The following is a 21,624-nucleotide window of genomic DNA, read 5'->3' as shown; positions in this document are numbered from 1 at the left end:
GTAGCTGAGGGAACGATTCAGCCCGGGAGCCGAAATGTCGACAACGGTCGCAGTCATTGGTGGCGTTGGCCTGTTTCTGCTTGGCATGTCGGTCATGACCGGCGGCCTCAAAGCCATGGCCGGGCCGTCGCTGCGAACGGTGTTGGGCAAAGCTGCCGCTACGCCTTTGTCGGGTGTGTTCTGGGGAGCTTTCGTGACGCTCCTGGTGCAGTCGTCAAGTGCAACGACCATGACCACAATCGGCCTGGTCAGCGCGGGCTTGCTCAATTTTCCTCAAGGTCTCGGTCTCGTATTTGGCGCGAATATAGGAACGACGGGAACGGGGTGGCTGGTTGCGCTCATCGGCGTTCGTGTTTCGCTCACAGCTTTTGCACTGCCGCTCATCTTTATCGGCGCGCTGGTCAAATTATTAGGGCGCGGACGTCTATCCGCCGCGGGCGCAGCTCTTGCCGGCTTCGCTCTCGTGCTTTTTGGACTCACCACTCTGCAGCAGGGCATGGGAGGCCTGGCGGAGCAGTTGCATCCAGCGGACTTGCCTGCCGTTACAGCAGCGGCGGGGGCGGGTTGGTGGTCCGGTATGTTGGGCGTGCTGATCCTGGTGGTTGTCGGGCTCGTCATGACTGCCTTGATGCAGTCCTCGACCGCTGCGATTGCTGTCACGCTGTCCGCCTATCACGCCGGAGCCGTTGGGCTCGACCAGTCATGCGCTCTCATCATTGGGCAGAACATCGGGACGGCAACCAGTTCGGCTCTGGCTGCAATTGGCGCGAGCAGTACGGCCAAACGGTTGGCCGTCGCCTACATCCTGTTCAAACTGATTGCAGCCGTACTCGCTCTGGTGCTCTTCCCGGTTGTCACCCCCATGTTGGTCCGTGCCTCAAACACAATCGATGGCGTGACCCTATTGGCGGCATATCACACGGCCTACAATGTTATCGGCGTGCTTGTGCTTTTGCCGATCATCCAAAAGTTCACCAAATTTGTCGAACGCATCCTGCCGGAGCGCGGTTCGCCACTCACGCGATGTCTGGATCCAGCCGCGCTTGAGATTCCAATCGCGGCGGTGGAGGGGGCGCGACGGACGGTGGCGCGCGCCCTGGAGGCGATATGTAACTCCATTAGCTCGCGGCTTGAGGCGAATAGTGCTGGTGGAGCAGTTCGTCCGGGCGATGTCTTGATCGCGGAAGCAGCCAGCGCTCTTAGCCAAACACAGGTTTTCATGACCGACGTGAGCGGTCCGCCTGAAACAGAGGAGGATCAGCAGCGGCTCACCAGCACCTTGCATGCTCTCGACCACGCCTCTCGGCTTGCAGAGGTCGCGGGCCAAGAGGCCGACATCAGTCCGGGAAAAGGTGGGCTTGAGGACACGCGTGTCGTGCAGCTGTGTGCGGATGCGATGCGAAATGCGGCCTTGATCGCGGCAAAAATTTCCGCGCAAACAGGTGTTCAAGCGACTGCCGATCCGATCAGCTCTTCCCATCGGGAGACAACACATTGGGAGGGAACGGCCGATGGCGCTCTCGTCCAGCTCGAGCAGTCTGCACGGGGGCTGAATGAGGTGCAGCCCGCGTATCGCGCTGCTACGCTGGGAGCCGTCGGGAGTGGAGCCTTGACGGCGGACGAAGCGATTGTCCGTGTTGATACAGCGCGACGCATTGAAGCGATTGCGCACCATGCTTGGCGCTGTGCAGTTCATCTGGTTGGCGATCAGAAATAACGGTGTTCGTGCGTCGAAAAACTCAAAATGACTTCAATTTTTAGCGACTGCCTGAATTGTTGGCGCCGATGCAGCAATTGTGCGCGGTATCAGCGCTGAAGCGGGAATTCCTTGCCGCAACCTTATCGGCGAGAGGGCCAAAACGTCATAGCGCTGAAATGGTTGCCTAGGTACATTCAAATGGGTTCTCGTAACCGAGGAGTGCATGGTGTCTGCTCCTTCCGATGCTTCTCATCACGGCGTTCACGATACTCTTTTGGTTGACTTGGCGCTTCAGGGCGGCGGGTCTCATGGCGCCTTCACGTGGGGGGTGCTCGATCGGTTGCTTGAGGAGCCGTGGCTACGGATTGATGGCATTTCCGGGACCTCCGCGGGCGCAATGAATGCGGTAGTCCTTGCCGACGGATACGCGGCGGGCGGACCGGAAGGCGCACGGGCGGCGCTTGAGCTATTCTGGCAGCGGGTGTCGGATGCCGCGCGGTTCAGCCCTATCCAGCGAGGCCCGCTGGATATGCTCATGGGCCGTTGGACCTTGGATACATCGCCGTTCTTTGTCGCCTTCGATCTGGCGGCGCGTTTGTTCTCGCCTTACGATCTCAATCCGCGAGGCGTTAATCCATTGAGGGAAATCCTTGCGGAGTGTGTGGACTTCGAACGCGTGGCGAAGTCGTCTATCCGCTTGTTCGTTACCGCGACCAACGTTCGCACCGGTCGCGGCCGCGTGTTTCGGAATGCCGAGCTTACCCCTGACGTCTTGCTGGCATCGGCGTGCCTGCCGACGCTGTTTCAAGCCATAGAGATCGACGGCGAAGCCTATTGGGATGGCGGCTACTCGGGTAACCCAACGATCACGCCGCTGGTGCGTGAGTGTCAATCCAAGGATACGCTGCTCGTGGCGGTCAACCCGGTCGAACGCCAGGGCACGCCGCGTTCGGCACGCGAAATCCTCGACCGGCTGAATGAGGTATCGTTTAACGCCACGCTGCTGAAGGAGTTGCGCATGATTGCGCTGCTTCGGCAAGTGGCCGACGCGGGCTCGGGTGAGGGCGCGCTCTGGGCGGGGATGCGTATCCACCTCATCGCGAGCGCGGCTCTCGCCAAGCTCGGAGCGTCTTCAAAGTTCAATGCGGAATGGGATTTTCTGACCATGCTGCATCATGAAGGCCGCAAGAGCGCCGAAGCTTTTTTGGAGACCAGTCGGGGGAGTTTGGGAAAAACGTCTACGCTCAATTTAGACGTTCTTCTGGAGCAGGTCTGAGCCATGGGCCTTCTGGGAATTCTGCTTGCACTCGGGCTCCTGATCTTTCTCGCCTATCGCGGCTGGAGTGTCCTTCTGCTCGCGCCCGCGGCTGCACTGGTTGCTGCGGCCATCTCGCGAGAACCGCTGCTGGCCCACTGGACTCAGACATTCATGACCAGCGCGGCGCAGTTTATCGCGCAATTCTTTCCGCTGTTCCTGTTGGGCGCCCTGTTCGGCAAGCTCATGGATGACAGCGGTTCGGTGACGGCCATCGCGAACTTCATGACGAAAAAATTGGGGCCACGCCGCGCCATCCTTGCGGTCGTGCTCGCAGGTGCATTGGTGACGTATGGCGGCGTTAGCCTGTTTGTTGCTTTCTTCGTGCTCGCGCCGATGGCGCAGGCGCTGTTTCGAGCGGCCGATATCCCGCGTCGGCTAATGCCGGCGGCCATCGCGCTCGGCACCTCGACGTTCACGATGACGGCATTTCCGGGGACACCGGCGATTCAGAACGCGATTCCGATGCCGTTTTTCGGCACCACCCCGTTCGCGGCACCGGGGCTCGGAATTATCGCCTCCGCCATCATGCTGGCCTTTGGCTTGTGGTGGCTCGCCCGCGCCGAGGGCGCAGCGCAGCGTGCCGGTGAAGGGTATGGCGGCGGAACTGATATCATTCCCGATATCGTTGCCGATAACGAGATCATTCGAGAGCGAGCGACGACTGCGCGGGAGTTCGACCCAGCAGAAATTCGTCACGGTCACCACAGTGATGCCGTGGTGCCAATCGGTACGGCTATGTTGCCACTGATCGTTGTCGTTGGCGTCAATCTTTTGATGTCGCTTCTTATTTTGCCACGGCTCGATTTTTCCTTTTTGGCGGAGGAAAGCTGGGGCGGTGTCTCGCTCTCTGCCGTGGCGGGCGTCTGGTCGGTGGTGGTGGCGCTTGCCGCTGCAATCTTGACGCTGATCCTCGTCAACCGTCGGCGGCTGCCGGAGCTGCGCCAAAGCATGGATGCTGGCGCGAACGCGTCTGTCCTGCCGGCATTCAGCGTTGCCAGCCTGGTTGGCTTCGGCGCCGTCGTGGCTGCGCTGCCGGCGTTTGCGACCGTGCGTGACTGGGTTCTCTCGATCGGTGGCGGTCCGTTGGTTTCATTGGCCGTCGCCACCAACGTGCTCGCCGCTCTGACCGGCTCCGCCTCGGGCGGCATGACAATCGCCCTCGATGCGCTCGGCAGCACCTACATGCGTATCGCTGCGGAGCAGGGGATTGATCCTTCATTGATGCACCGCGTGGCGACAATTGGCTCCGGGACGCTCGACAGCCTACCGCACAACGGCGCGGTGGTGACGTTGCTCGCTGTTTGCGGTTGCACACATCGCGAAAGCTATCTGGATATCGTTATGGTGGGAATTGTCAGCGCGCTTATTGCGCTTGCAGCAGTTATTGGTTTGGGCTCAGTATTCGGGTCATTCTGATGCTCGATAAGCCTGCCTACAAAAATGGACTGACTGAGCGCGCGCTCCAACGGAGCTTTTCACATTGATGTCATTTCTGGTTAGAATTCGTTTGGCCGCTTAAACGATTCACATAAACTGGTAGCGTTCAAACGATACGGTCAAATTACAAGCTAGCGAAAGATCCCGTTGCAATTGAAGCAAAATAGGAGATCGACGTTATGACCACGACAACCATACAGACCCCGCAATCGAGCAACATCTGGTGGGTCTTTCTTCTCCAAGGCATCGCAGGAATTCTTCTGGGCTTGATGCTTTTGACGGCGCCCGGCACCACGCTTGTCGCGCTGGTTACGTTTCTCGGCTTCTACTGGATTGTCACCGGCGTTCTTTCACTCGTTCAAATGTTTGTCGATCGGTCCGTGCCATGGATATGGTCACTGCTGATCGGACTTGTCAGCGTCGCTGCCGGCGTTCTGATTGTAAGGCATCCGCTAGTTGCAGCGCTAACCGTGCCGACCGCCATTGTCATTGTTTTCGGCATTGAAGGGTTGATCATCGGCATATTGGAGCTGATTGGCGGTTTTTCAGGCGGCGGGATCGGCTCGTTTATCCGGGGCGTTATCAACCTGCTGATCGGCGTGCTGTTATTGACGGCTCCCATGGCCGCAGCGCTGGCAGTGCCGTTTGTGTTCGCTGTGCTGCTGCTCATACAGGGCGTTTCGCTCATTGCCTTGGCGTTTCGCAGCCGGCGTTGAGCTCGTCCCCGACGCCGTCGTTGCAGCGTATGTGGGTGGCAATGATGGTGTCGCTTCTGTCGCCGACGGCTACTGACCCGCTGGCATTTGTCGGGTCAGTTCATGCCAAGGAACATGCCGTAAGCCGGGTTTCCGGTCTCATCCCAATGCGCATATCCGAGTTCCTTGAGGAATTGCTCGAATGCAGGTCTTTCGTTTCGCGGCACCTGAATGCCCGCAAGCACGCGTCCGAAGTCGGAGCCGTGGTTGCGATAGTGGAAGAGCGAAATATTCCAGTCCGAGTGCAAACCCTCGAGAAATCTGAGGAGCGCACCGGGGCGCTCGGGAAATTCAAAGCGGTAAAGCATCTCATCCATCAAGCCTTCGACGCGGCCGCCAACCATGTAGCGGACGTGAAGCTTGGCCAACTCGTTGTCCGTCATATCGACGACGGTGAGCGCGTGGTTGCGGAGCAGGGCGATGATTTCCTGCTTTTCCGCCTGGCCAGCCTTCAGTGCGACGCCGACGAAGATCTGGGCATTCGCGCCGGGTGCGATGCGATAGTTGAATTCCGTGATGGCGCGATCTCCGAGCAACCGGATGAAAGATCGATAGGAGCCTGGCTTTTCCGGAATGGTCACACCGAGCAAGGCCTCAGATCGCTCGCCGATCTCCGCGCGTTCGGCCACGTGTCGCAGCCGGTCGAAATTCATGTTGGCGCCTGAGGAAATCGCGATGGCCGCGCCGGGGATGTCGAGCTGTCCGACATGTTTGCGCAGCCCCGCGAGCGAGACGGCGCCCGCCGGCTCCGAGATGGCGCGGGTATGATCGAAGATATCTTTGATGGCGGCACAAATTTCGTCGGTTGTGACGGTCACCACCTCGTCGAGCAACGTGCTGCACAGGCGGAACGTTTCATCTCCCGCCTGTCGCACGGCAACGCCATCAGCAAAGATGCCGACCTCATCCAGCGGAACGGGTTGTCCCGCCGCGATGGCCGCCTTCATCGAGGCTGCATCTTCCGGTTCGACACCGATCACGCGAATTTCAGGCCGCAGGAATTTGACGTAGCTCGCAATTCCCGCAGCCAATCCGCCGCCACCGATCGGCACGTAGATGGCAGCGAGCTGACTGGAGTGTTGACGAAGCAACTCAACGCCGATGGTGCCTTGCCCGGCGATCACGTCGGGATCGTCATAGGGATGTACGAAGACGAGATTGTCTTTCTTGCAGAGGTCCAGCGCATGCAGCCGGGCGTCGTCGAAAGTGTCACCGAAGATGATCACTTCGCCGCCGAGACGCTTCACCGCCTTCACCTTGATGGACGGAGTCGTGGTCGGCATGACGATGATGGCACGCACGCCAATCCGCCGCGCGGAATAGGCGACACCTTGCGCATGATTGCCGGCGGAGGCGCAGATGACGCCACGCTGCCTTTCGCTGGCTGAGAGTTTCGCGATCTTGTTGTACGCGCCACGGAGCTTGAAGGAGAAAACGGGCAGCAGGTCCTCGCGTTTCAGGAAAACGTCCCGGCCCAGCCGTTCCGACAGCATGCCCATCCGCTCGAGCGGCGTTTCGGTCGCGACCTCGTAAACGGCTGAGTCGAGGATGCGGCGGACATAGTCGTGCATGTGATTTGTCCCATGGGAGATCGGGAGGGCGCGAAGTCAGCATTCGTAACAGGTTGCCGGGAAGCTTCAACAGTCTCCGGCAAGTCGTGTCAGTCTCACGACAAATTCATGCCCGCTTCCGTCGCGCTGGCGCGCGATCGCGCGAAAAATTTTTATCGGACACGGCATGCGAGCGCGGATGGAACCCCGCAAGCCAATGAAAATTAAGGAATTAATCGGCGAGTTAACCGTTTGTTAACCACGATTGCCTGACTCTCAACTTAACAAATCAGTAACCAAAGAGAGTCGGCAACATGCTTTCACAGGTGGAACCACAACGGCAGTTGGTACGCCTCCGGGGCCGGTCTTACGTTGCGTTCGTGTTCAGCCCCGTTGTGCCGATTGTGGGGTGGCTGGAGCAGATCGACGCAACGATCGCGACGTCACCCGGATTCTTTGTCGGACGGCCCGTTGTCCTCGATCTCTCCGCGCTGTCGCTCAGCCAGGCCGCCATCACGCATCTGGTCACCAGCCTTCACGCCCGAAATATCCGCGTTCTCGGCTTCGAGGGGGTGGATGGGTCCAAGCTCACGCCGGATTTACCGCCGGTGTTGACCAGCGGGCGTCCGGTTGTGATCGAAGCGCCGCAGGAGCAGAAAAAGCCCGACGAGAAGCCGCGGCCAACGTCGCTCTTGCTCGATAGCCCGGTGCGCTCGGGGCAGTCGGTCGTGTTCATGGATGGCGATGTGACGGTGCTGGGCTCGGTCGGCTCGGGAGCAGAGATCGTCGCGGGCGGCTCGATCCACGTGTACGGCACGCTGCGCGGTCGTGCGATGGCAGGCGTCAACGGCAACCCCGGTGCGCGGATTTACTGCCAAAAGATCGAGGCCGAGCTGCTCGCCATCGATGGCTTTTACCGGACTGCAGAAGACATCAACGAAACCGTACGTCATCGGCCCGCCCAGGCGTGGCTCGACGGCGACATGATGCGAATTACCCCGCTGAATTAACCGGCGAAGAAGGAGGTAGGAATGGCCAAAGTTTTGGTCGTGACGTCTGGCAAAGGCGGAGTTGGAAAGACAACGTCCACTGCCGCACTCGGTGCTGCGCTCGCACAATTGGGCGAGAAAGTCGTGGTCGTGGATTTCGATGTCGGTCTGCGCAACCTGGATCTCGTGATGGGCGCCGAACGCCGCGTGGTGTTCGATCTCATCAACGTGGTGCACGGGGTCGCCAAGCTTTCGCAGGCGCTCATCCGCGACAAGCGCCTCGACAATCTGTGGCTGCTTCCCGCGTCGCAGACGAGGGACAAGGATGCGCTGACCGACGAGGGGGTCGGGGCTGTCATCAATGAGCTCCGCGAGAAGTTCGACTGGATTCTCTGCGACAGCCCAGCGGGCATCGAACGCGGTGCAACGATGGCGATGCGCTTTGCCGACGAAGCGGTGATTGTCACCAATCCCGAAGTCTCGTCGGTGCGCGATTCCGATCGCATCATCGGCATGCTCGACTCCAAGACCGTGAAGGCGGAGAAGGGCGAGCAGATCAAGAAGCACATTCTCATTACGCGCTATGACACCTCGCGTGCGGCGCGCGGCGAGATGCTCAATATCGACGACATCCTGGAGATCCTTGCGACGCCGCTGCTCGGCATCATTCCCGAGAGCCAGGACGTTTTGAAAGCGTCCAACGTCGGTTCGCCTGTCACGCTCAACAACGCGGCGAGCGCTCCCGCCAAGGCTTACACCGATGCAGCCCGCCGCCTGATGGGTGAATCCATCGCCATGGTGGTGCCGACCGAACGCAAAGGCTTCATGAACCGACTGCTCGGACGGAGGGCCGCTGCATGAGCATGAATCTGTGGCGGCTCCTCAGCGGCCGTTCGGCGTCCGCGCCGGTTGCACGGGAACGGTTGCAGATTCTTCTCGCGCATGAACGCGGCCTGCGCGGTCAGCCGGATCTCTTGAACATCCTGCGCGAGGAAATCCTTGCGGTGGTCTCGCGCCATGTCGATCTCGATCCGGAAAGAGTTGTGGTCCGTATGGATCGCGGCGAAAGCGTCTCGACGCTTGAAGTCGACATTGAACTTCCGAATGGCGTCGAGCCTCGGCGGTTGGCGGTGGTGGTGTGAGTTCATCGGGTCCCACGTTGGGACGTGAAGGCGGCAGGGAAGTCTGATATAGGGGAGGGATGATGGTTCGTTCCCCTATAGTCCTCGCTTCGGTGCTGCTGGCTGTGCTCGTTTCGTTGGCGCCCATGCCAGCTTTCGCCGCACCGAAAGAGCCGCCTGGCGGCAAAACCCCACGCCAGCGTGTAACCACGCCACCTGATCGGCCGATTGCCAAGCCGCGTCAGGCGACATCATGTGCGCAGTTCGGGGCGGGCTTTGTACGCGCTCCCGGCTCCGATACTTGTGTTCGTATCGGCGGCGGGATCGACGTTGGTGTCGGCACGAGTCAATAAAAGCCCAGCGGGCTGGCCGTTGCGATGTGAGTTCCATGATCGCGCGCTGGGAGGTGAAAGCCCCCCGTAAAGTCTGATATAAGGGAGGGATGATGCATCGCTCCTTTATCTTGATTGCTGTGTTGCCGGTTGCGGCCGTGGCGTTGACGTCTATGTCTGCTGCTGCTGCGCCGAAAGAGCCGCGTGATGGCAAAGTCACGCGCCACCGGACACAAGTTCAGAAACCGATCATACGGCCACACCGGGAAACGTCATGTGCGCAGTTTGGTGCAGGATTCACGCGTCTTCCCGGTTCGGACAATTGCGTCCGTTTCAATGGCGGCGTCGGGATGGGCGTCGGCGCGGTGCCTTAAGTACCAAGCTGTCTGATTTGACCATGCCTTAGCGGTCGCTACCTTACGACTGCTCTTCAATCGCGTATGCGTACGCCTTCCAGCAGAATATCGACAAGCCGCTTGGCGTTACGCTTCCAGTTTGGTCCGGCATTGATGTTGGCAACGCCGGCCAACGAGCGCAGCAGATCGAGCGGATCGATCGTCAAGTGAATCTCTCCGCTTTTCACCGCGCGCGCGATCAATTTTTCAAACGCCTCTTTCGCGTGCGAACTCGAGGCGGAATAGAGATCGGACGTTCCGCCGACGATCGAATTGAGCGCTTCGGACATCCCCTGTTTGGTGCCGATGAAGTCCACGAACAGCAGCATCCACGCACGCAGCGCCGGGAGGGGATCGTGCGTCTTGGCAAGCTCGGTGGCCGCTCCGACGAGTTGTTCGCTCTCCTGGCGATACACTGCTTCGATCAACGCATCGCGTGTGGGGAAGTGACGATAGAGCGTACCGATTCCGACATTGGCTGCACGCGCGATCTCTTCAAGACTCGCGCCTGATCCTTTCTCGGAAAATGCCAGCTTGGCCTTTTCCAGAAGGCGGGTCCGGTTGCGCAGGGAATCCGTGCGGGGCTTGCGCTCGGCCATTTAGAATTATTCCTCTTGAAAAACGGAGGATGCCTCCGTATTTAATCGGAGGCGTCCTCCGGATGTGTAGCGTGCCGATGGCTCATTGTCCATCAGCCGCCGGAGGTGCGCGCGTGATTATCTGATTTGAACCAAGGACTTGAGCATGACGAAGAAGCGCTGGTTGATTACCGGGATCAGTACCGGATTCGGACGCGTGATGGCTGAGCAGTTATTGGCCAGGGGCGACGATGTCGCAGGCACGGTGCGGGACCTGTCGGCGGTTGACGGTTTGAAAGCCCAGTATGGCGATCGGCTGTGGTTGGCCGAGCTTGATCTCACCAACACAGCCTCGATCCGCGGCGTGGTCGATCGTGCGTGGTCCGCGTTTGGCCGCATCGATGTCGTCGTCAGCAACGCGGGCTATGGTCTCATGGGCGCGGCCGAAGAGTTGACCGACGAGCTCATCGAGCATCAGATCGACACCAACCTGCTCGGATCGATCCAGCTGATCCGCGCCGCGCTTCCGCATTTGCGGGCCCAGGGTGGTGGACGCATCCTTCAGCTGTCCAGCATGGGCGGACAGGTCACCTTTCCAGGTGGTTCGCTTTATCACGCGACCAAGTGGGGCATCGAAGGATTCATCGAAGCCGTGGCGCAGGAGGTTGCGGTCTTCAACATCGGCTGCACGCTCGTCGAACCCGGCGGCGCGCGGACGGATTTTCGCTATCGCAGTGCCCGGGTGGCGCCGATGCTGGAATCTTATGACGTGTCACCGTCGCGGATGGTCAATCGCATTCTCACGGACAGGACTCATCAATCGCCCGGCGATCCAGCGAAGATGGTCGATGCGATGATCGCCAGTGTCGAGCAAAATCCGGCGCCGCGCCGCATCGCGCTTGGCGGCGATGCCTACCAGATGATGCATGCGCAACTCTCAGTGCGGCTGGCGGCGTTGGAAGCGCAACGCGAACTGGCGTTCTCGACAGACTTTGCCGATGGCCCGGACAACGACCAGAAATCGCGTTGGTTCGAAGAGGCGGAATAGCGCTGGGATAGGCGCGCACGAAGAGGCGCAGCCGCCGATCGGGCGGACGCGTCTCTGTATCGTCATTGAAGCATGTTGGAATATGATTGAATCGGACTGATTTTCGGGACTTGAGTTTCTAATCGCGAGGGCGAAATGAAAACACAATCGTCGAATGCCCAAGTCAACGAATTACCTGCGAGTTTCTGTGACATCGTTCTCAAGGGCGGCATTACAAGCGGGGTCGTTTACCCGCTCGCGCTTGTTGAGCTGTCCAAGAAATTCCGTTTTTCCAATATCGGCGGGACATCGGCCGGTGCCATTGCCGCCGCTGCGGCGGCAGCAGCGGAGTATGGCAGATCCGTTCCCGGCGCAGGTTTTGAACGGCTTGAGACAATTCCGAGTGAAATAGGGCCGAAGCTGCTGTCGCTGTTTCAACCAGCGCCGCCACTCCAACCGCTGTTTGGCATCTTTATCGCGTTGCTCTCCGCAAAAAGCAGCCTCGGTCGATGGGGTGGCGTACTGGCAGCTGCGGTAACCGGGTATCCGTTCGCGGCCATCGTCGGCGCAGCGCCTGGTGCACTTCTCGCAGCAATTGCCTGGCTAGGCTTCGCGAGCGCGGGATTCCTTGTCTGCGGTGTGATCCTCGGCATCGGAGGGCTCGTCGCCGCCGTTTCCTATCGTCTCGTCGCAGCGATCCGCGACGACTTGCCTGTGAATGATTTCGGACTGTGTCCTGGACTTCGCCAAGGGAACACGAAGGACGAAGGATTTACCGATTGGCTGGCACGGCTGATCGATGAAACGGCTGGTGTTGCCGATCGAAAGGTACCGCTCTCGTTCGGCGATTTGTTGGCGCCTCCGGGTGACCGTCCGCCGATCAAGCTTGCGATGATGACGACCAGTCTTATGGAGCGTCGTCCTTACACGATGCCGTTTTCACACCCGCGAGCATTTCTATTCAAGCGAAGTGAATGGGCGAATCTCTTTCCTGAATACGTCATGACTTATCTCGTCGATAACTGTGAGCGCTTCGAGCCGGCATCAGGTGAGGCGGGAGACTATTACTATTTTCCCGACGCTAGCCACCTTCCGTTGACCGTCGCTGCGCGGATGAGCCTGAGTTTTCCCGGGCTGATCTGTGCAGTACCGCTGTGGCGTCGAGACTTTACCTTTGCCACCGAGGAAGAGCAGAACACCCTGCGGCGCTGTCTATTCAGTGATGGTGGCCTGTCGAGCAATTTTCCCATTCACTTTTTTGACCGGTTGCTTCCCAACACTCCGACCTTCGCAATATCGCTCGATCGATATGACGAAAAGCGGGATCGTGGAGATGGCCGCGTCTGGCTTCCCGCGAAGGCCATCAGCGGCATCAATATTCCGCTCGAACCGATTGAGGGAATACTCGGATTTCTGATGCGGCTGATCGATTCAGTCAAGGACTGGCAGGACAATCTGCAGAGCACCTTGCCGGGATATCGAGAGCGAATTGTCCATATCGGTCTCGTGCCGAATGAGGGTGGCCTCAATCTCGCCATGAGTGATGACACAATCAAGCAGCTTGCTGAGTATGGGCGAGATGCGGGAGACATTCTGTGCACCTCCTTTGACTTGGATGACCATCGCTGGCGCCGATTTCTAGTGGCAATGGCGCGTATGGAAGAGACGCTGGAGGAAGTCGTCACGGCCTATGAGACGTTACCGGGAAAACCCGAAGGCTTTGACGCGTTTCTGAAACGTTACGCCGAGGATCCGTCCTCATATCGTCAGGACAGCAAGGCGCGTCTTGAAGTGTTGCTTGATCGTGCACGCGATCTTGCGCTCATGGGAGAGGAATGGCGGGAACGCCCGCTGATCCGGGAGGGCAACATCCCCAAGCCGGATACGGATCTCCGGATCACGCCAAAACCTTGATTGGTGGAGCAAGTCGCGAGTTCGTCGTTACAACCTATGAATTTGGCAACGCCGTTACATGTTAACGGCATTACTTTCCTGTAAACCGTGCTGGGCGTTTGTCGCGGTTGCTTTCAAAGCCTTCGCGGAAATCGTCACTTGCCATGATGTTTTCAACCACGCGCATGGCGTGGCTTGCCCGTTCCATGGGGCTGCTTGGAATGATTTCGCCCGCGAACATCTTGAACATCTCAAGTACCAGAGGTGCGTTGTCGGCAAGGCGCCGTGCATAGGCTCTCGCGGCGGACATGAGTTCGTCCTCGGGAACGATCTTGTTGACGAGCCCGACCTGATGGGCGCGCTCGACCGAGAACTCTTCGCCAAGCAGCATGATTTCCATCGCGACTTTGTGGGGAATGCGGGCCGCCAGTCCCGCAATCAAGCCGCCGGCAAAGCCGATCTTAGCTTCGGGATACATGAAGCGTGTGGTGGTTGTTGCGATACAGAGATCGCACATCTGCACCAGCGTCAGCGCGCCGCCGATGCACCATCCGTTGACGGCGGCAATGATCGGCTTTCTCACCTCGATATCAAAGCCCGGCGTGAAACGTCGGTAGTCCGGGATCGAAGATGAATTCAGATCTTTTCCCACCGAAAACGCCTTCTGGCCGGCGCCGGTGAGAATTGCCACGCGGTCACTGCTCGCATTGAAGCGGCGCCAGGCGTCAGCCAGGGCGAGTTCGGTGGCTTCATCAATGGAGTTCAGTTTGGCAGGGCGGTTCAATGTGATCGTGCAGATGTCGTCTGCGCTTTCGTAGAGAACTGGATCGCTCATCACGTCAAACCTTTCGCAGTTTCCAGCAGTTTGTTCTTGAGCACCTTGCCGTTGGGCGCAAGCGGCAGGGCTGGGAGAACGATGATCTCGTTTGGATATTTGTAAGCTGACAGCGCGTTGCGCAGATGCCGTTCAAGGTCATCGGGCAAGGCGGTCAATGGCTGTACGAGCTCGACGAAGGCAACGACGTCTTCGTTGTTGCCCTCTGCCTTTCGGCCGATGACCGCCGAATGCGCAATGCCGGGATGGCGATTGAGGATCGTCTCGACTTCAAGCGGATTGACCTTGAATCCAGAACGGATGATGACGTCCTTCTTTCGTCCGACAATGTAAATCCGGCCGTCCGGCGACCGTCGTGCGAGATCCTGTGTGTTTAGCCAGCCGTCGACGGTGAGAACCTTCTCGGTCATCTCCGGGTTGCGGAAATAGCCGCGCATGACATTCGGCCCGAGCGCCCACAATTCGCCGACAGTATCATCCGCCACGGCATGGCCGTTATCGTCGAGAATTCTCAATTCCATGCCGGGGAGTGGACGGCCCACAGAATCATCGTCATAGGTTTCGTCAAAGCGAGTCCAGCAGATGGATGCGGCCTCGGTGAGTCCGTAGCCGTTCTGAAGTACGACGCCAAAAAGTCGCTCGGTGTTTCGTTTGACCGTCGTGTCAATGGGCGCTCCGCCAGCGCCCATGAACCTCATTCGGGCTGCGAGCTGCCATTTGTCGAGGTGAGCCTGTTCAGTCAGTTTGGCGAACATGGCGGTCGCGCCCTGCAGCACGGTGATGCCGAGCGCGTTGATGTCGGCAAGGCACTCTCTGGCGGAAAATCTCGGGCGCAGATGGACATGGGCTCCGGAATGCAGTGATCCCAGCAGAACGGAGGCGAGGCCCATGACATGGGTGATGGGAAGGACGCAGTAGACTTTGTCGCTGGACGCAATCTCGCGCAGCTCGCCCATCATCGATGCGATGAAGCACAGGTTGCCATGGGTGAGCATGACGCCTTTGGGTGTACCGGTTGTGCCGGTCGTGTAGATGAAGGCGGCCAATCCCGTATCTTGGTCGGAAGCTGAGCTGCCTTTGGGGCTTTCTGCGCTGACGGCAAAGTCACCGATCACGGCGTCTGAACGAATGTCAGCGTTCGCCTGTTCGGCGTGCTTTCTGGCATCGGTCGAATGGGCGAGGACGAAGATCGCGCGCTTCGGCTGGCAGTGCGTCGTGATGGCATCGATCTCGAGGGGCGCGCGCCGTGCATTCTCGAGCACGATCGTTGCGCCTGCATGCGATCCGGCGAGGATCAGGACCGCGAGCGCTACGCTGTTTTCTCCGATCATCATCACGCGGTCGCCTGGAACGATGCCGAGCGACCTTAAATAGTCGGCAAGCCGTGTGACCTCGCACTGCAAATCGGAATAGCTGAGCGAGAGTGAGTGATCGGTGACGGCGGGTGCATTACCCTGCGTCGCAGCCTGTCTGAAAATGGGGGTGACGATATCCATCGTGCGCGCGGTCTCCTGATGAATTGACGCCCGGTTCGCGCAGCGCGGACCGGAAGCAAGCGCGCTGGCTTCCGGTCGCTCTGGTCAATTCATGCTAAAGCGTTTTCTACCGGTTCGCGTGAAGAAAACGCGTCAACACAAGAATATAGCTTCGGTTCTGATTCAATCAGAACCGAATGTGCTCTAGTTATCGATCTTGATATTGGCCTTCTTGACGAGGTCGCTCCATTTCGCCAACTCTTTATCGATAAAGGCGGAAAATTTGTCGCCACAAGCGACGTCAGTGTCGCCGCCGAATTCGAGCATTTTCGCCTGGATATCCTTGTCCGCGAATATTTCGGCGATGTTCTTGTCAAGCATGTCGATGACCGGCTTCGGTGTTCCTTTCGGAACCCAAAGCCCGTACCACGATGTGACCGCGTAACCCGGAACGCCAGCTTCGGCCACGGTCGGCACGTCCGGTGCTGCGGTCGATCGCTTCGGCGAACTCACAGCGAGCGCGCGCAATTTTCCGCCCTTGATCAGGGGAAGCGAGGCGTTGTCGAACATCATCGTCACGCGGCCGCCCATCAGATCGACCTGCGCCGGGCCGCTGCCTTTATAAGGAACGTGCAGCATGTCGGTGCCGGTCATGACCTTGAAAAGCTCGCCGGACAAATGAGGGCTCGCGCCGGCTCCTGACGACGCGAACGAAAACTTTCCGGGAGCTGCTTTCGCGGCAGCGACGAGATCGGCCACGGATTTGTAGGGCGACTCGGCGCTAACCACCAAAAAGTTGGGGATCGAGATGACCTGACACAACGGCACCAAGTCACGTTTGAGGTCGTAGGGGACGTGTGTGTAAACCGCCGGGATCGTGGTATTCGCAACGGATCCCATCAGGATAGTGTATCCGTCGCCGGGTGACTTCGCCACAACGTCAGAGCCGATCATGCCGGCGGCGCCCGGACGGTTGTCGACAATGAACGGCTGTCCAAGACGGGCATTCAGCTTGTTGGCGATGACGCGGGCGACAACGTCTGTCGTTCCGCCGGGAGTATAGGGAACGACGATCCGGACCACATGATCCGGGTATTTATCTTGGGCGATCGCAGGACCAGAAAGACTGAACGCCAGTAGGGCCGAGGCGACCCAGCAGTGCTTCAACATCATTGTTTCCCACCTAGTTTTGTTTTTTGTCATTGAACTTTGTCGTGCGTCCCTTTTCAGGATCTTTTGTATTGGAGTAATCCGCCCGTCACCTTGGGCGGATGTTTTAGAATTGCTTCTTCGACCGGATCGATGCCCCATCCCGGACGATCGGGAATGACGAGATGTCCATTCTCGAATTCGGGCTCGTGGCTGAACAGCTCCTTGTCCCAGGCGAGGCGGTCGATATCGACCTCCATGATGCGAAGATTGGGGACGGCCGCTGCGAAGTGCGCGTTCATCATCGTGCACAGATGGCCATAGAAGTTGTGCGGAGCGACGTTCACCTCATGAGCTTCGGCGAGTGCTGCAATCTTCATGGATTGCCAAGCGCCGTTCCACGGCACGTCGACAATAGCAACGTCCATGGCCTGTTCCTGGAAATAGGGCAGGAACTGACGCAGGCCGATCAGCGTTTCGCACGAGCTGATGGGAAGGCGGCTGTGCTGCCGGATATAGCCGAGTGCTTTCGGGCTGTGAGTATCGATCTCGACCCAGAACATGTCCATGTCCTCGAGCGCGCGCAGGATTTTGAGATAGCCCTCGGTCTTGGCGTTGAAGTTGAGGTCGAGCAAGATGTCGACGTCAGGCCCAGCTCCGTCGCGCAGCGCCTGCAGGTGGCTTTTCAGATTGCGGATGACCGCACGATCGACGTTCAGTTCGGGATAGAACGGAACACCAAATCCGGGGCGCCATGCGCGCACTGGGCCGTCGTCATGGATGAAGATGTTGGTTTTGCAGGCCGTGAAGCCGCGGGCGCGGACTTCAGCTCCAATATTCTTGACCCCTTCCAGATCGGTGATGGCGGGCGGAAAAAACTGCGGGTGGTTGATCCGCCATGATGGCGCATGCGACCAATACACACGAACACGGTCACGAATCTTGCCGCCGAGCAGTTCGTAGCAAGGGACGCCGAGAGTCTTGGCCTTGGCGTCGAGGAGCGCGTTTTCAATTGCACCGATGCCTTGGCCGATAATGCCACCTGCCGCGGCGGGACGCGTGAGCGCGGAGGCCTCCGCGAAGAAGCGTTCATGATTGCGGATATCCTGGCCGATCAGGCGCTGGCCGAGTTGTTCGATGACGGAGGTGACACCAGGCGAGCCGAAACCTTCATCGAACTCACTCCATCCGACAACACCATCATCCGTGGTGATCTTGACGAAACGGTAGTTTCGCCAGCCGGCATCACATCGAAGGGTTTTGATTTCAGCGACCTTCATCGGTCGAGCTCCTTTTACATATTTGGTTGTCTCGATGGCGTCAGACGACCTGATTGCGAAGTTGCGTTTCGCCGCGCGCAAGCCGCCCGAGATTCTCGGTCAGAATATCGATGACGCGGATTTCATAGCTTCGTGTCTCGCCGCCGCTGTGGGGTGTGATGATCGCGTTCTTGAAATCCCAGAGGGGAGATGACGCTGGAAGCGGCTCTTCATGAAAGCAGTCGAGGCCTGCGCCCGCGATGATGTCATCAGCAAGCGCCTCAATGAGCGCAGCCTCATCGACGACACGGCCACGTGAAACGTTGATGAGGAACGCGTTGCGCTTCATTGCCTTTAATTGTCGGCCACCGATCAGGTTTTGGGTATCTGGAGTCAAGGGGCAGGCGAGCACCACAACGTCGACCTCGGGCAGGATCTGACTGAGGCGATCAATCGTCCGGATGGAATCGATGCCCTGAGGTGCGCGCCCGGACCGGTTTACGCCGATAACCCGCATACCTAGCGCTTTGGACAGCACGGCAATGCGCTGGCCGATTTCGCCAAGCCCAACAATGGCAATCGTTTTGCCACTGAGTTCTTGTTCGCGCACATTCGGATCGCTGATCATCGGACGCCAGAGATGCTCGCGCTGCCGATCGCGGGCGAAATGAAGATGGCGGCTCAGTGACAGCAACAGGCCGATGGCATGCTCGGCGACGGCTCCGGCGTTGGCACCCTGAGCGCTCGCAAGGCGAATACCGCGGGCGGCGAGGCGGGCGCGGTCGAACTGCTCCGTGCCTGCGCTGACAGCTTGAACAAATTTGAGACGTTCGGCGCGCTCGATCCATTCATTGCGCCAGAAGCGGGAAACAACCAGCACATCAGCGTCGTGCAGCTTTGCTTCGACGTCGTCGATGCTGCGCACCTCGATATAACGCTCTCGATTGCCGCGCGCCTTGAAGGCGTCGCCAAGTTGATACGCTACGTGACCGAAAAGAATAGTCGGTTCAACAAGCATTCGCTTCCCACCTCGTCTGGCCTCTTCTGGGCCTCACTCACTTATTGACGACGAAAGCCCTGTCTGTCTATCCTAAATGTTGGATAGGTGTTCCAAATATTAGAACGAGATGGAAAAGACTTTTCTCAAAGGCATGAAAATGCTCCAGGCTCTCGCCTCGTCCGAGGGCCCGCGTGGAGTCAGCGATCTCGCGCGCGAGTTGGGTCTGACCAAGAGCAATTCTCATCGTCTCCTGAAGACGCTGGTGTCGTGCGGCTTTGCGCAGTCCACTGGTGACAGCGGGAAATACTCCGCGACGCTGAAGCTGTGGGAGCTTGGCTCTCAGGTGCTGGCGAAGGTCGATATCAAGAACGTCTCGGGCGCATTCTTGCAGACGCTGGCGGATAAGACCGGCGAGACGGTGCATCTGTCGGTATTCATTGAAGACGTCATCATCTACATCGACAAGATCGACAGTCCTCAACCTGTGAGAGCTTACAGCCAGATCGGGAAGAGTGCGCCGGCTTATTGTGTGGCGACCGGCAAGGTCCTTCTCGCGTATCAGAGCGAAGAGGTAATTGCTGGTGTGTGCAAATCCCTCGAGCAGCATACCTCGCGCACCATCACAGACCCCGAAGAACTGAAGCGCGAACTCGCGCGCATTCGGCAGGTCGGCTACGCGATCAATCGCGGTGAATGGCGTGAGGGTGTTTGCGGAGTGGGAGCGCCTATCCGCGACTCGTCAGGGCAGGTTGTGGGTGCAGTGGGGATATCCGGACCGGCCACCCGTATGAAGCCGACATTTATGCGCGATCAGGCACCTGAGGTGATCGGGGTTGCGAACTCCATCTCGCGGGCGCTTGGGTATTCAGGCGACGCTTACTCATCCCGCAAAACAGCTTAAGTCCAGATCATCATAGGTCAATCAATGAACGGTCCTCTCACCGGAATACGTGTTTTGGAATTCGCGCAGATCGCAGCGGGCCCCTTTGCGGGGAGCCTGTTTGCCGACCTTGGCGCTGACGTGGTCAAGGTCGAGCGACCGGATGGCGGCGACGGGATGCGCAACTGGCCGCCGGCCATCAAGGGCGAGGGTGGCGAGCCCGTCAGCGGCAATTTCACGTCGGTGAATCGCAACAAGCGCAGCATTACCATCGATGTGAAGAACCCGGAGGACATGAAGCGGTTTTATGCGTTGGTTGCCACTGCCGATCTCTTTGTCGAGAACTATCGCCCCGGCGTGCCGAAACGGCTCGGCCTTGGCTATGAAGAGCTTCGCAAGCACAATCCGCGCATCGTTTACTGTTCGATCTCTGGATATGGCCAGACCGGTCCTTACGCCCAGAAGGGCGCGTTCGATGTGACGGTACAGGCCATGAGCGGCGTGATGAGTGTCACAGGAGAGGAGAGCGGGGCGCCGGTCAAATGCGGTGTCCCCATTGGTGACTTCGGCGCGGGGCTCTATGCGGCGTTTACGTCGTTGGCCGCGATCATGAAGGCACGAGAGACCGGACAGGGCGCTTATATCGACTGCTCGATGCTCGGTTCGTTGATTGGCATGGCGGCGCTGCAGACCAGTGAATTTTTCGGCACCGGCATCGCGCCAAAGCGGCTCGGGGCGGCGCATCCGCGCAACGCTCCCTATCAGGGCTTTGATGCGAAAGACCGGCCGTTCACGGTAGCCGCCGGCAACGACAAGCTGTGGCGTGATTTCTGCGATGTGGTCGGTCGGCCGGATCTCCCGGACGATCCCCGGTTCGTCACGCAGCTCGATCGCGCGCGAAACCAGAAAGAACTCTCTGCGATTGTGCAGCCGATCTTTCTGACGCGGAATGCGGATGAGTGGGTTGCAGCGCTCGACGCCAAAGGCATCCCCTGTGCGCCCGTGCTGGACTATCGTGAAATTCTCTCGAATGAACAGGTCGAACATCTGGGCCTCGTGCATTCGATCAAAGTGTCGAATGGCGCGACGACCAAGACCGTCGGATTTCCGGTCAAGATCTCGGATTTTGACTACCAGATCACAAAGGCACCGCCCGGTCTTGGCGAGCACAATGAAGAGGTTTTCAAGGAATGGACCACGCGCGCAAAGAGTACGTGATTGCATCGCCGCTTGTTGAGGGTGTCCGCTTCCTGACGCTCGACCGGGCCGACAAAGCCAATTCGCTGAGCGCTGACCTTGTCGATCAGCTGCTTGGCTGGATCGAACAAGCGGAGAATGAAGATTGCCGCGCTGTGGTCATTGCCGCGAACGGCAAAGCCTTTTGCGGCGGTTTTGACTTCACCGGCTATGAAACCGCGTCCCACGGCGATCTGCTGCTGCGTTTCACGCGCATCGAACAGCTTTTGCAACGGCTGCGGCAATCATCGTTTGTCAGCATCGCGCTCGTACAGGGGGCGGCGATGGGGGCAGGGGCCGATATTGCCGCGTCCTGCACCTACAGGGTCGGATCCGATATGGCGAAATTCCGCTTCCCCGGCTTTCGGTTTGGCGTCGCACTGGGGACGAGCCATCTGGCCCGACTGGTCGGGACACAGACCGCGCGGGATATTTTGCTGAACAATACGACGATCGATGCGAACACTGCGCTTGAGATCGGACTTTTGACCGATTTGGTAGAGCCGGATGCTCTGCGTATCAAGGCCGACGAGATCATCGCGCAGATCGGGCACCTCGATAAGACCGTGCGCAATCGCATTCTGCATCTGACGTCGCCGCAGAACAACGATACCGATCTGGCTGAGCTTGTTCGCTCGGTCAGCGCGCCGGGATTGCATGAGCGGATTGCACGCTATCGCGCCGGGCATTGAGTGT

Annotated in this window: 20 protein-coding genes; 13 read left to right on the top strand and 7 right to left on the bottom strand. The window is 58.9% G+C overall.

The genetic code is table 11. The features are described 5' to 3' along the window. Positions 1 to 34: 34 nt before the first annotated feature. The 4 genes from ACP0KA_RS00700 (at position 35) to ACP0KA_RS00685 (ending at position 5,170) form a co-directional block, all read left to right on the top strand. On the top strand, positions 35 to 1,717 hold the full coding sequence (locus ACP0KA_RS00700; protein WP_424626917.1) for a Na/Pi cotransporter family protein: 1,683 nt from the start codon (positions 35 to 37) through the stop codon (positions 1,715 to 1,717). 208 nt (positions 1,718 to 1,925) lie between these two features. Further along, positions 1,926 to 2,975 carry a patatin-like phospholipase family protein gene (locus ACP0KA_RS00695; RefSeq protein WP_424626916.1) on the top strand — a complete coding sequence of 350 codons (1,050 nt, stop codon included), beginning with the start codon at positions 1,926 to 1,928 and terminating at the stop codon, positions 2,973 to 2,975. Between the two features lie 3 nt (positions 2,976 to 2,978). Further along, positions 2,979 to 4,433, top strand: coding sequence for a GntP family permease (locus ACP0KA_RS00690; protein ID WP_424626915.1), 1,455 nt, complete (start codon positions 2,979 to 2,981; stop codon positions 4,431 to 4,433). A 200-nt stretch (positions 4,434 to 4,633) separates the two neighbouring features. Further along, entirely contained in the window at positions 4,634 to 5,170 is a 537-nt protein-coding gene (locus tag ACP0KA_RS00685; protein WP_424626914.1) for an HdeD family acid-resistance protein, read from the top strand. A gap of 95 nt (positions 5,171 to 5,265) precedes the next feature. Here the strand turns inward: ACP0KA_RS00685 and ilvA are convergent, their stop codons facing one another. Continuing rightward, complete coding sequence (gene ilvA, locus ACP0KA_RS00680) at positions 5,266 to 6,780, bottom strand: threonine ammonia-lyase, biosynthetic (RefSeq protein WP_424626913.1); 1,515 nt, start codon at positions 6,778 to 6,780, stop codon at positions 5,266 to 5,268. Positions 6,781 to 7,073: 293 nt separating this feature from the next. Between ilvA and minC the strand changes: the two genes are divergently transcribed. The 4 genes from minC (at position 7,074) to ACP0KA_RS00660 (ending at position 9,222) form a co-directional block, all read left to right on the top strand. Beyond that, complete coding sequence (minC, locus tag ACP0KA_RS00675; RefSeq protein WP_424626912.1) at positions 7,074 to 7,769, top strand: septum site-determining protein MinC; 696 nt, start codon at positions 7,074 to 7,076, stop codon at positions 7,767 to 7,769. A 21-nt stretch (positions 7,770 to 7,790) separates the two neighbouring features. Next, positions 7,791 to 8,609: a septum site-determining protein MinD gene (gene minD / locus ACP0KA_RS00670; protein ID WP_424626911.1), complete on the top strand. Its 819-nt coding sequence runs from the start codon at positions 7,791 to 7,793 to the stop codon at positions 8,607 to 8,609. Then, positions 8,606 to 8,890 carry a cell division topological specificity factor MinE gene (minE, locus tag ACP0KA_RS00665; RefSeq protein ID WP_424626910.1) on the top strand — a complete coding sequence of 95 codons (285 nt, stop codon included), beginning with the start codon at positions 8,606 to 8,608 and terminating at the stop codon, positions 8,888 to 8,890. The genes minD and minE overlap by 4 nt, the downstream gene beginning before the upstream one ends. Positions 8,891 to 8,952: 62 nt before the next feature. Continuing rightward, on the top strand, positions 8,953 to 9,222 hold the full coding sequence (locus ACP0KA_RS00660) for a hypothetical protein (protein ID WP_424626909.1): 270 nt from the start codon (positions 8,953 to 8,955) through the stop codon (positions 9,220 to 9,222). 409 nt (positions 9,223 to 9,631) lie between these two features. Here the strand turns inward: ACP0KA_RS00660 and ACP0KA_RS00655 are convergent, their stop codons facing one another. Beyond that, positions 9,632 to 10,195 carry a TetR/AcrR family transcriptional regulator gene (locus ACP0KA_RS00655; RefSeq protein ID WP_424626908.1) on the bottom strand — a complete coding sequence of 188 codons (564 nt, stop codon included), beginning with the start codon at positions 10,193 to 10,195 and terminating at the stop codon, positions 9,632 to 9,634. 145 nt (positions 10,196 to 10,340) lie between these two features. On the opposite strand from ACP0KA_RS00655, the gene ACP0KA_RS00650 reads away from it, so the two are divergent. Further along, positions 10,341 to 11,222 carry an SDR family oxidoreductase gene (locus ACP0KA_RS00650; protein WP_424626907.1) on the top strand — a complete coding sequence of 294 codons (882 nt, stop codon included), beginning with the start codon at positions 10,341 to 10,343 and terminating at the stop codon, positions 11,220 to 11,222. A 135-nt stretch (positions 11,223 to 11,357) separates the two neighbouring features. Continuing rightward, the gene (locus ACP0KA_RS00645; RefSeq protein ID WP_424626906.1) at positions 11,358 to 13,115 is read left to right on the top strand and encodes a hypothetical protein; all 1,758 of its coding nucleotides are present in this window, start codon (positions 11,358 to 11,360) and stop codon (positions 13,113 to 13,115) included. 70 nt (positions 13,116 to 13,185) lie between these two features. On the opposite strand, the gene ACP0KA_RS00640 is transcribed toward ACP0KA_RS00645, so the two are convergent. The 5 genes from ACP0KA_RS00640 to ACP0KA_RS00620 all read right to left on the bottom strand — a co-directional run bounded on the left by ACP0KA_RS00640 (position 13,186) and on the right by ACP0KA_RS00620 (position 18,830). After that, positions 13,186 to 13,929: an enoyl-CoA hydratase/isomerase family protein gene (locus tag ACP0KA_RS00640; protein ID WP_424626905.1), complete on the bottom strand. Its 744-nt coding sequence runs from the start codon at positions 13,927 to 13,929 to the stop codon at positions 13,186 to 13,188. Next, a complete protein-coding gene (locus ACP0KA_RS00635; protein ID WP_424626904.1) occupies positions 13,929 to 15,425 on the bottom strand; it encodes a class I adenylate-forming enzyme family protein in 1,497 nt (498 codons plus the stop codon). The genes ACP0KA_RS00640 and ACP0KA_RS00635 overlap by 1 nt, the downstream gene beginning before the upstream one ends. A gap of 183 nt (positions 15,426 to 15,608) precedes the next feature. After that, a complete protein-coding gene (locus ACP0KA_RS00630) occupies positions 15,609 to 16,574 on the bottom strand; it encodes a Bug family tripartite tricarboxylate transporter substrate binding protein (protein ID WP_424626903.1) in 966 nt (321 codons plus the stop codon). 56 nt (positions 16,575 to 16,630) lie between these two features. After that, on the bottom strand, positions 16,631 to 17,833 hold the full coding sequence (locus ACP0KA_RS00625) for a mandelate racemase/muconate lactonizing enzyme family protein (protein ID WP_424626902.1): 1,203 nt from the start codon (positions 17,831 to 17,833) through the stop codon (positions 16,631 to 16,633). 40 nt (positions 17,834 to 17,873) lie between these two features. Continuing rightward, positions 17,874 to 18,830 (bottom strand): D-2-hydroxyacid dehydrogenase, encoded by a 957-nt coding sequence (locus ACP0KA_RS00620; protein ID WP_424626901.1) that lies wholly within the window; start codon positions 18,828 to 18,830, stop codon positions 17,874 to 17,876. A 109-nt stretch (positions 18,831 to 18,939) separates the two neighbouring features. Between ACP0KA_RS00620 and ACP0KA_RS00615 the strand changes: the two genes are divergently transcribed. From ACP0KA_RS00615 to ACP0KA_RS00605, 3 genes are read left to right on the top strand one after another with little or no spacing between them, the layout of a single operon-like run. Next, positions 18,940 to 19,713, top strand: coding sequence for an IclR family transcriptional regulator (locus ACP0KA_RS00615; RefSeq protein WP_424626900.1), 774 nt, complete (start codon positions 18,940 to 18,942; stop codon positions 19,711 to 19,713). Between the two features lie 24 nt (positions 19,714 to 19,737). Next, on the top strand, positions 19,738 to 20,910 hold the full coding sequence (locus tag ACP0KA_RS00610) for a CaiB/BaiF CoA transferase family protein (protein WP_424626899.1): 1,173 nt from the start codon (positions 19,738 to 19,740) through the stop codon (positions 20,908 to 20,910). Then, positions 20,883 to 21,620 carry an enoyl-CoA hydratase/isomerase family protein gene (locus tag ACP0KA_RS00605; protein WP_424626898.1) on the top strand — a complete coding sequence of 246 codons (738 nt, stop codon included), beginning with the start codon at positions 20,883 to 20,885 and terminating at the stop codon, positions 21,618 to 21,620. The genes ACP0KA_RS00610 and ACP0KA_RS00605 overlap by 28 nt, the downstream gene beginning before the upstream one ends. The last annotated feature ends 4 nt before the right edge of the window (positions 21,621 to 21,624 follow it).

Source organism: Bradyrhizobium sp. SYSU BS000235 (assembly GCF_049747295.1).
Classification (GTDB): Bacteria; Pseudomonadota; Alphaproteobacteria; order Rhizobiales; family Xanthobacteraceae; genus Afipia.
The sequence above is the reverse complement of the archived record's forward strand: the minus strand, read 5'-3'. Positions and strand labels throughout refer to the sequence as shown.

Excerpts from the sequence above, each read along its gene's own strand:
- minE (WP_424626910.1), top strand. The coding sequence starts at position 8,606 with ATGAGCATGAATCTGTGGCGGCTCCTCAGCGGCCGTTCGGCGTCCGCG.
- ACP0KA_RS00635 (WP_424626904.1), bottom strand. The coding sequence starts at position 15,425 with ATGGATATCGTCACCCCCATTTTCAGACAGGCTGCGACGCAGGGTAAT.
- ACP0KA_RS00685 (WP_424626914.1), top strand. The coding sequence starts at position 4,634 with ATGACCACGACAACCATACAGACCCCGCAATCGAGCAACATCTGGTGG.
- ACP0KA_RS00690 (WP_424626915.1), top strand. The coding sequence starts at position 2,979 with ATGGGCCTTCTGGGAATTCTGCTTGCACTCGGGCTCCTGATCTTTCTC.
- ACP0KA_RS00660 (WP_424626909.1), top strand. The coding sequence starts at position 8,953 with ATGGTTCGTTCCCCTATAGTCCTCGCTTCGGTGCTGCTGGCTGTGCTC.
- ACP0KA_RS00700 (WP_424626917.1), top strand. The coding sequence starts at position 35 with ATGTCGACAACGGTCGCAGTCATTGGTGGCGTTGGCCTGTTTCTGCTT.
- ACP0KA_RS00625 (WP_424626902.1), bottom strand. The coding sequence starts at position 17,833 with ATGAAGGTCGCTGAAATCAAAACCCTTCGATGTGATGCCGGCTGGCGA.
- ACP0KA_RS00630 (WP_424626903.1), bottom strand. The coding sequence starts at position 16,574 with ATGTTGAAGCACTGCTGGGTCGCCTCGGCCCTACTGGCGTTCAGTCTT.
- ACP0KA_RS00640 (WP_424626905.1), bottom strand. The coding sequence starts at position 13,929 with ATGAGCGATCCAGTTCTCTACGAAAGCGCAGACGACATCTGCACGATC.
- ilvA (WP_424626913.1), bottom strand. The coding sequence starts at position 6,780 with ATGCACGACTATGTCCGCCGCATCCTCGACTCAGCCGTTTACGAGGTC.
- minD (WP_424626911.1), top strand. The coding sequence starts at position 7,791 with ATGGCCAAAGTTTTGGTCGTGACGTCTGGCAAAGGCGGAGTTGGAAAG.
- ACP0KA_RS00610 (WP_424626899.1), top strand. The coding sequence starts at position 19,738 with ATGAACGGTCCTCTCACCGGAATACGTGTTTTGGAATTCGCGCAGATC.
- ACP0KA_RS00605 (WP_424626898.1), top strand. The coding sequence starts at position 20,883 with ATGGACCACGCGCGCAAAGAGTACGTGATTGCATCGCCGCTTGTTGAG.
- ACP0KA_RS00615 (WP_424626900.1), top strand. The coding sequence starts at position 18,940 with ATGGAAAAGACTTTTCTCAAAGGCATGAAAATGCTCCAGGCTCTCGCC.
- ACP0KA_RS00650 (WP_424626907.1), top strand. The coding sequence starts at position 10,341 with ATGACGAAGAAGCGCTGGTTGATTACCGGGATCAGTACCGGATTCGGA.
- ACP0KA_RS00655 (WP_424626908.1), bottom strand. The coding sequence starts at position 10,195 with ATGGCCGAGCGCAAGCCCCGCACGGATTCCCTGCGCAACCGGACCCGC.
- ACP0KA_RS00620 (WP_424626901.1), bottom strand. The coding sequence starts at position 18,830 with ATGCTTGTTGAACCGACTATTCTTTTCGGTCACGTAGCGTATCAACTT.
- minC (WP_424626912.1), top strand. The coding sequence starts at position 7,074 with ATGCTTTCACAGGTGGAACCACAACGGCAGTTGGTACGCCTCCGGGGC.
- ACP0KA_RS00645 (WP_424626906.1), top strand. The coding sequence starts at position 11,358 with ATGAAAACACAATCGTCGAATGCCCAAGTCAACGAATTACCTGCGAGT.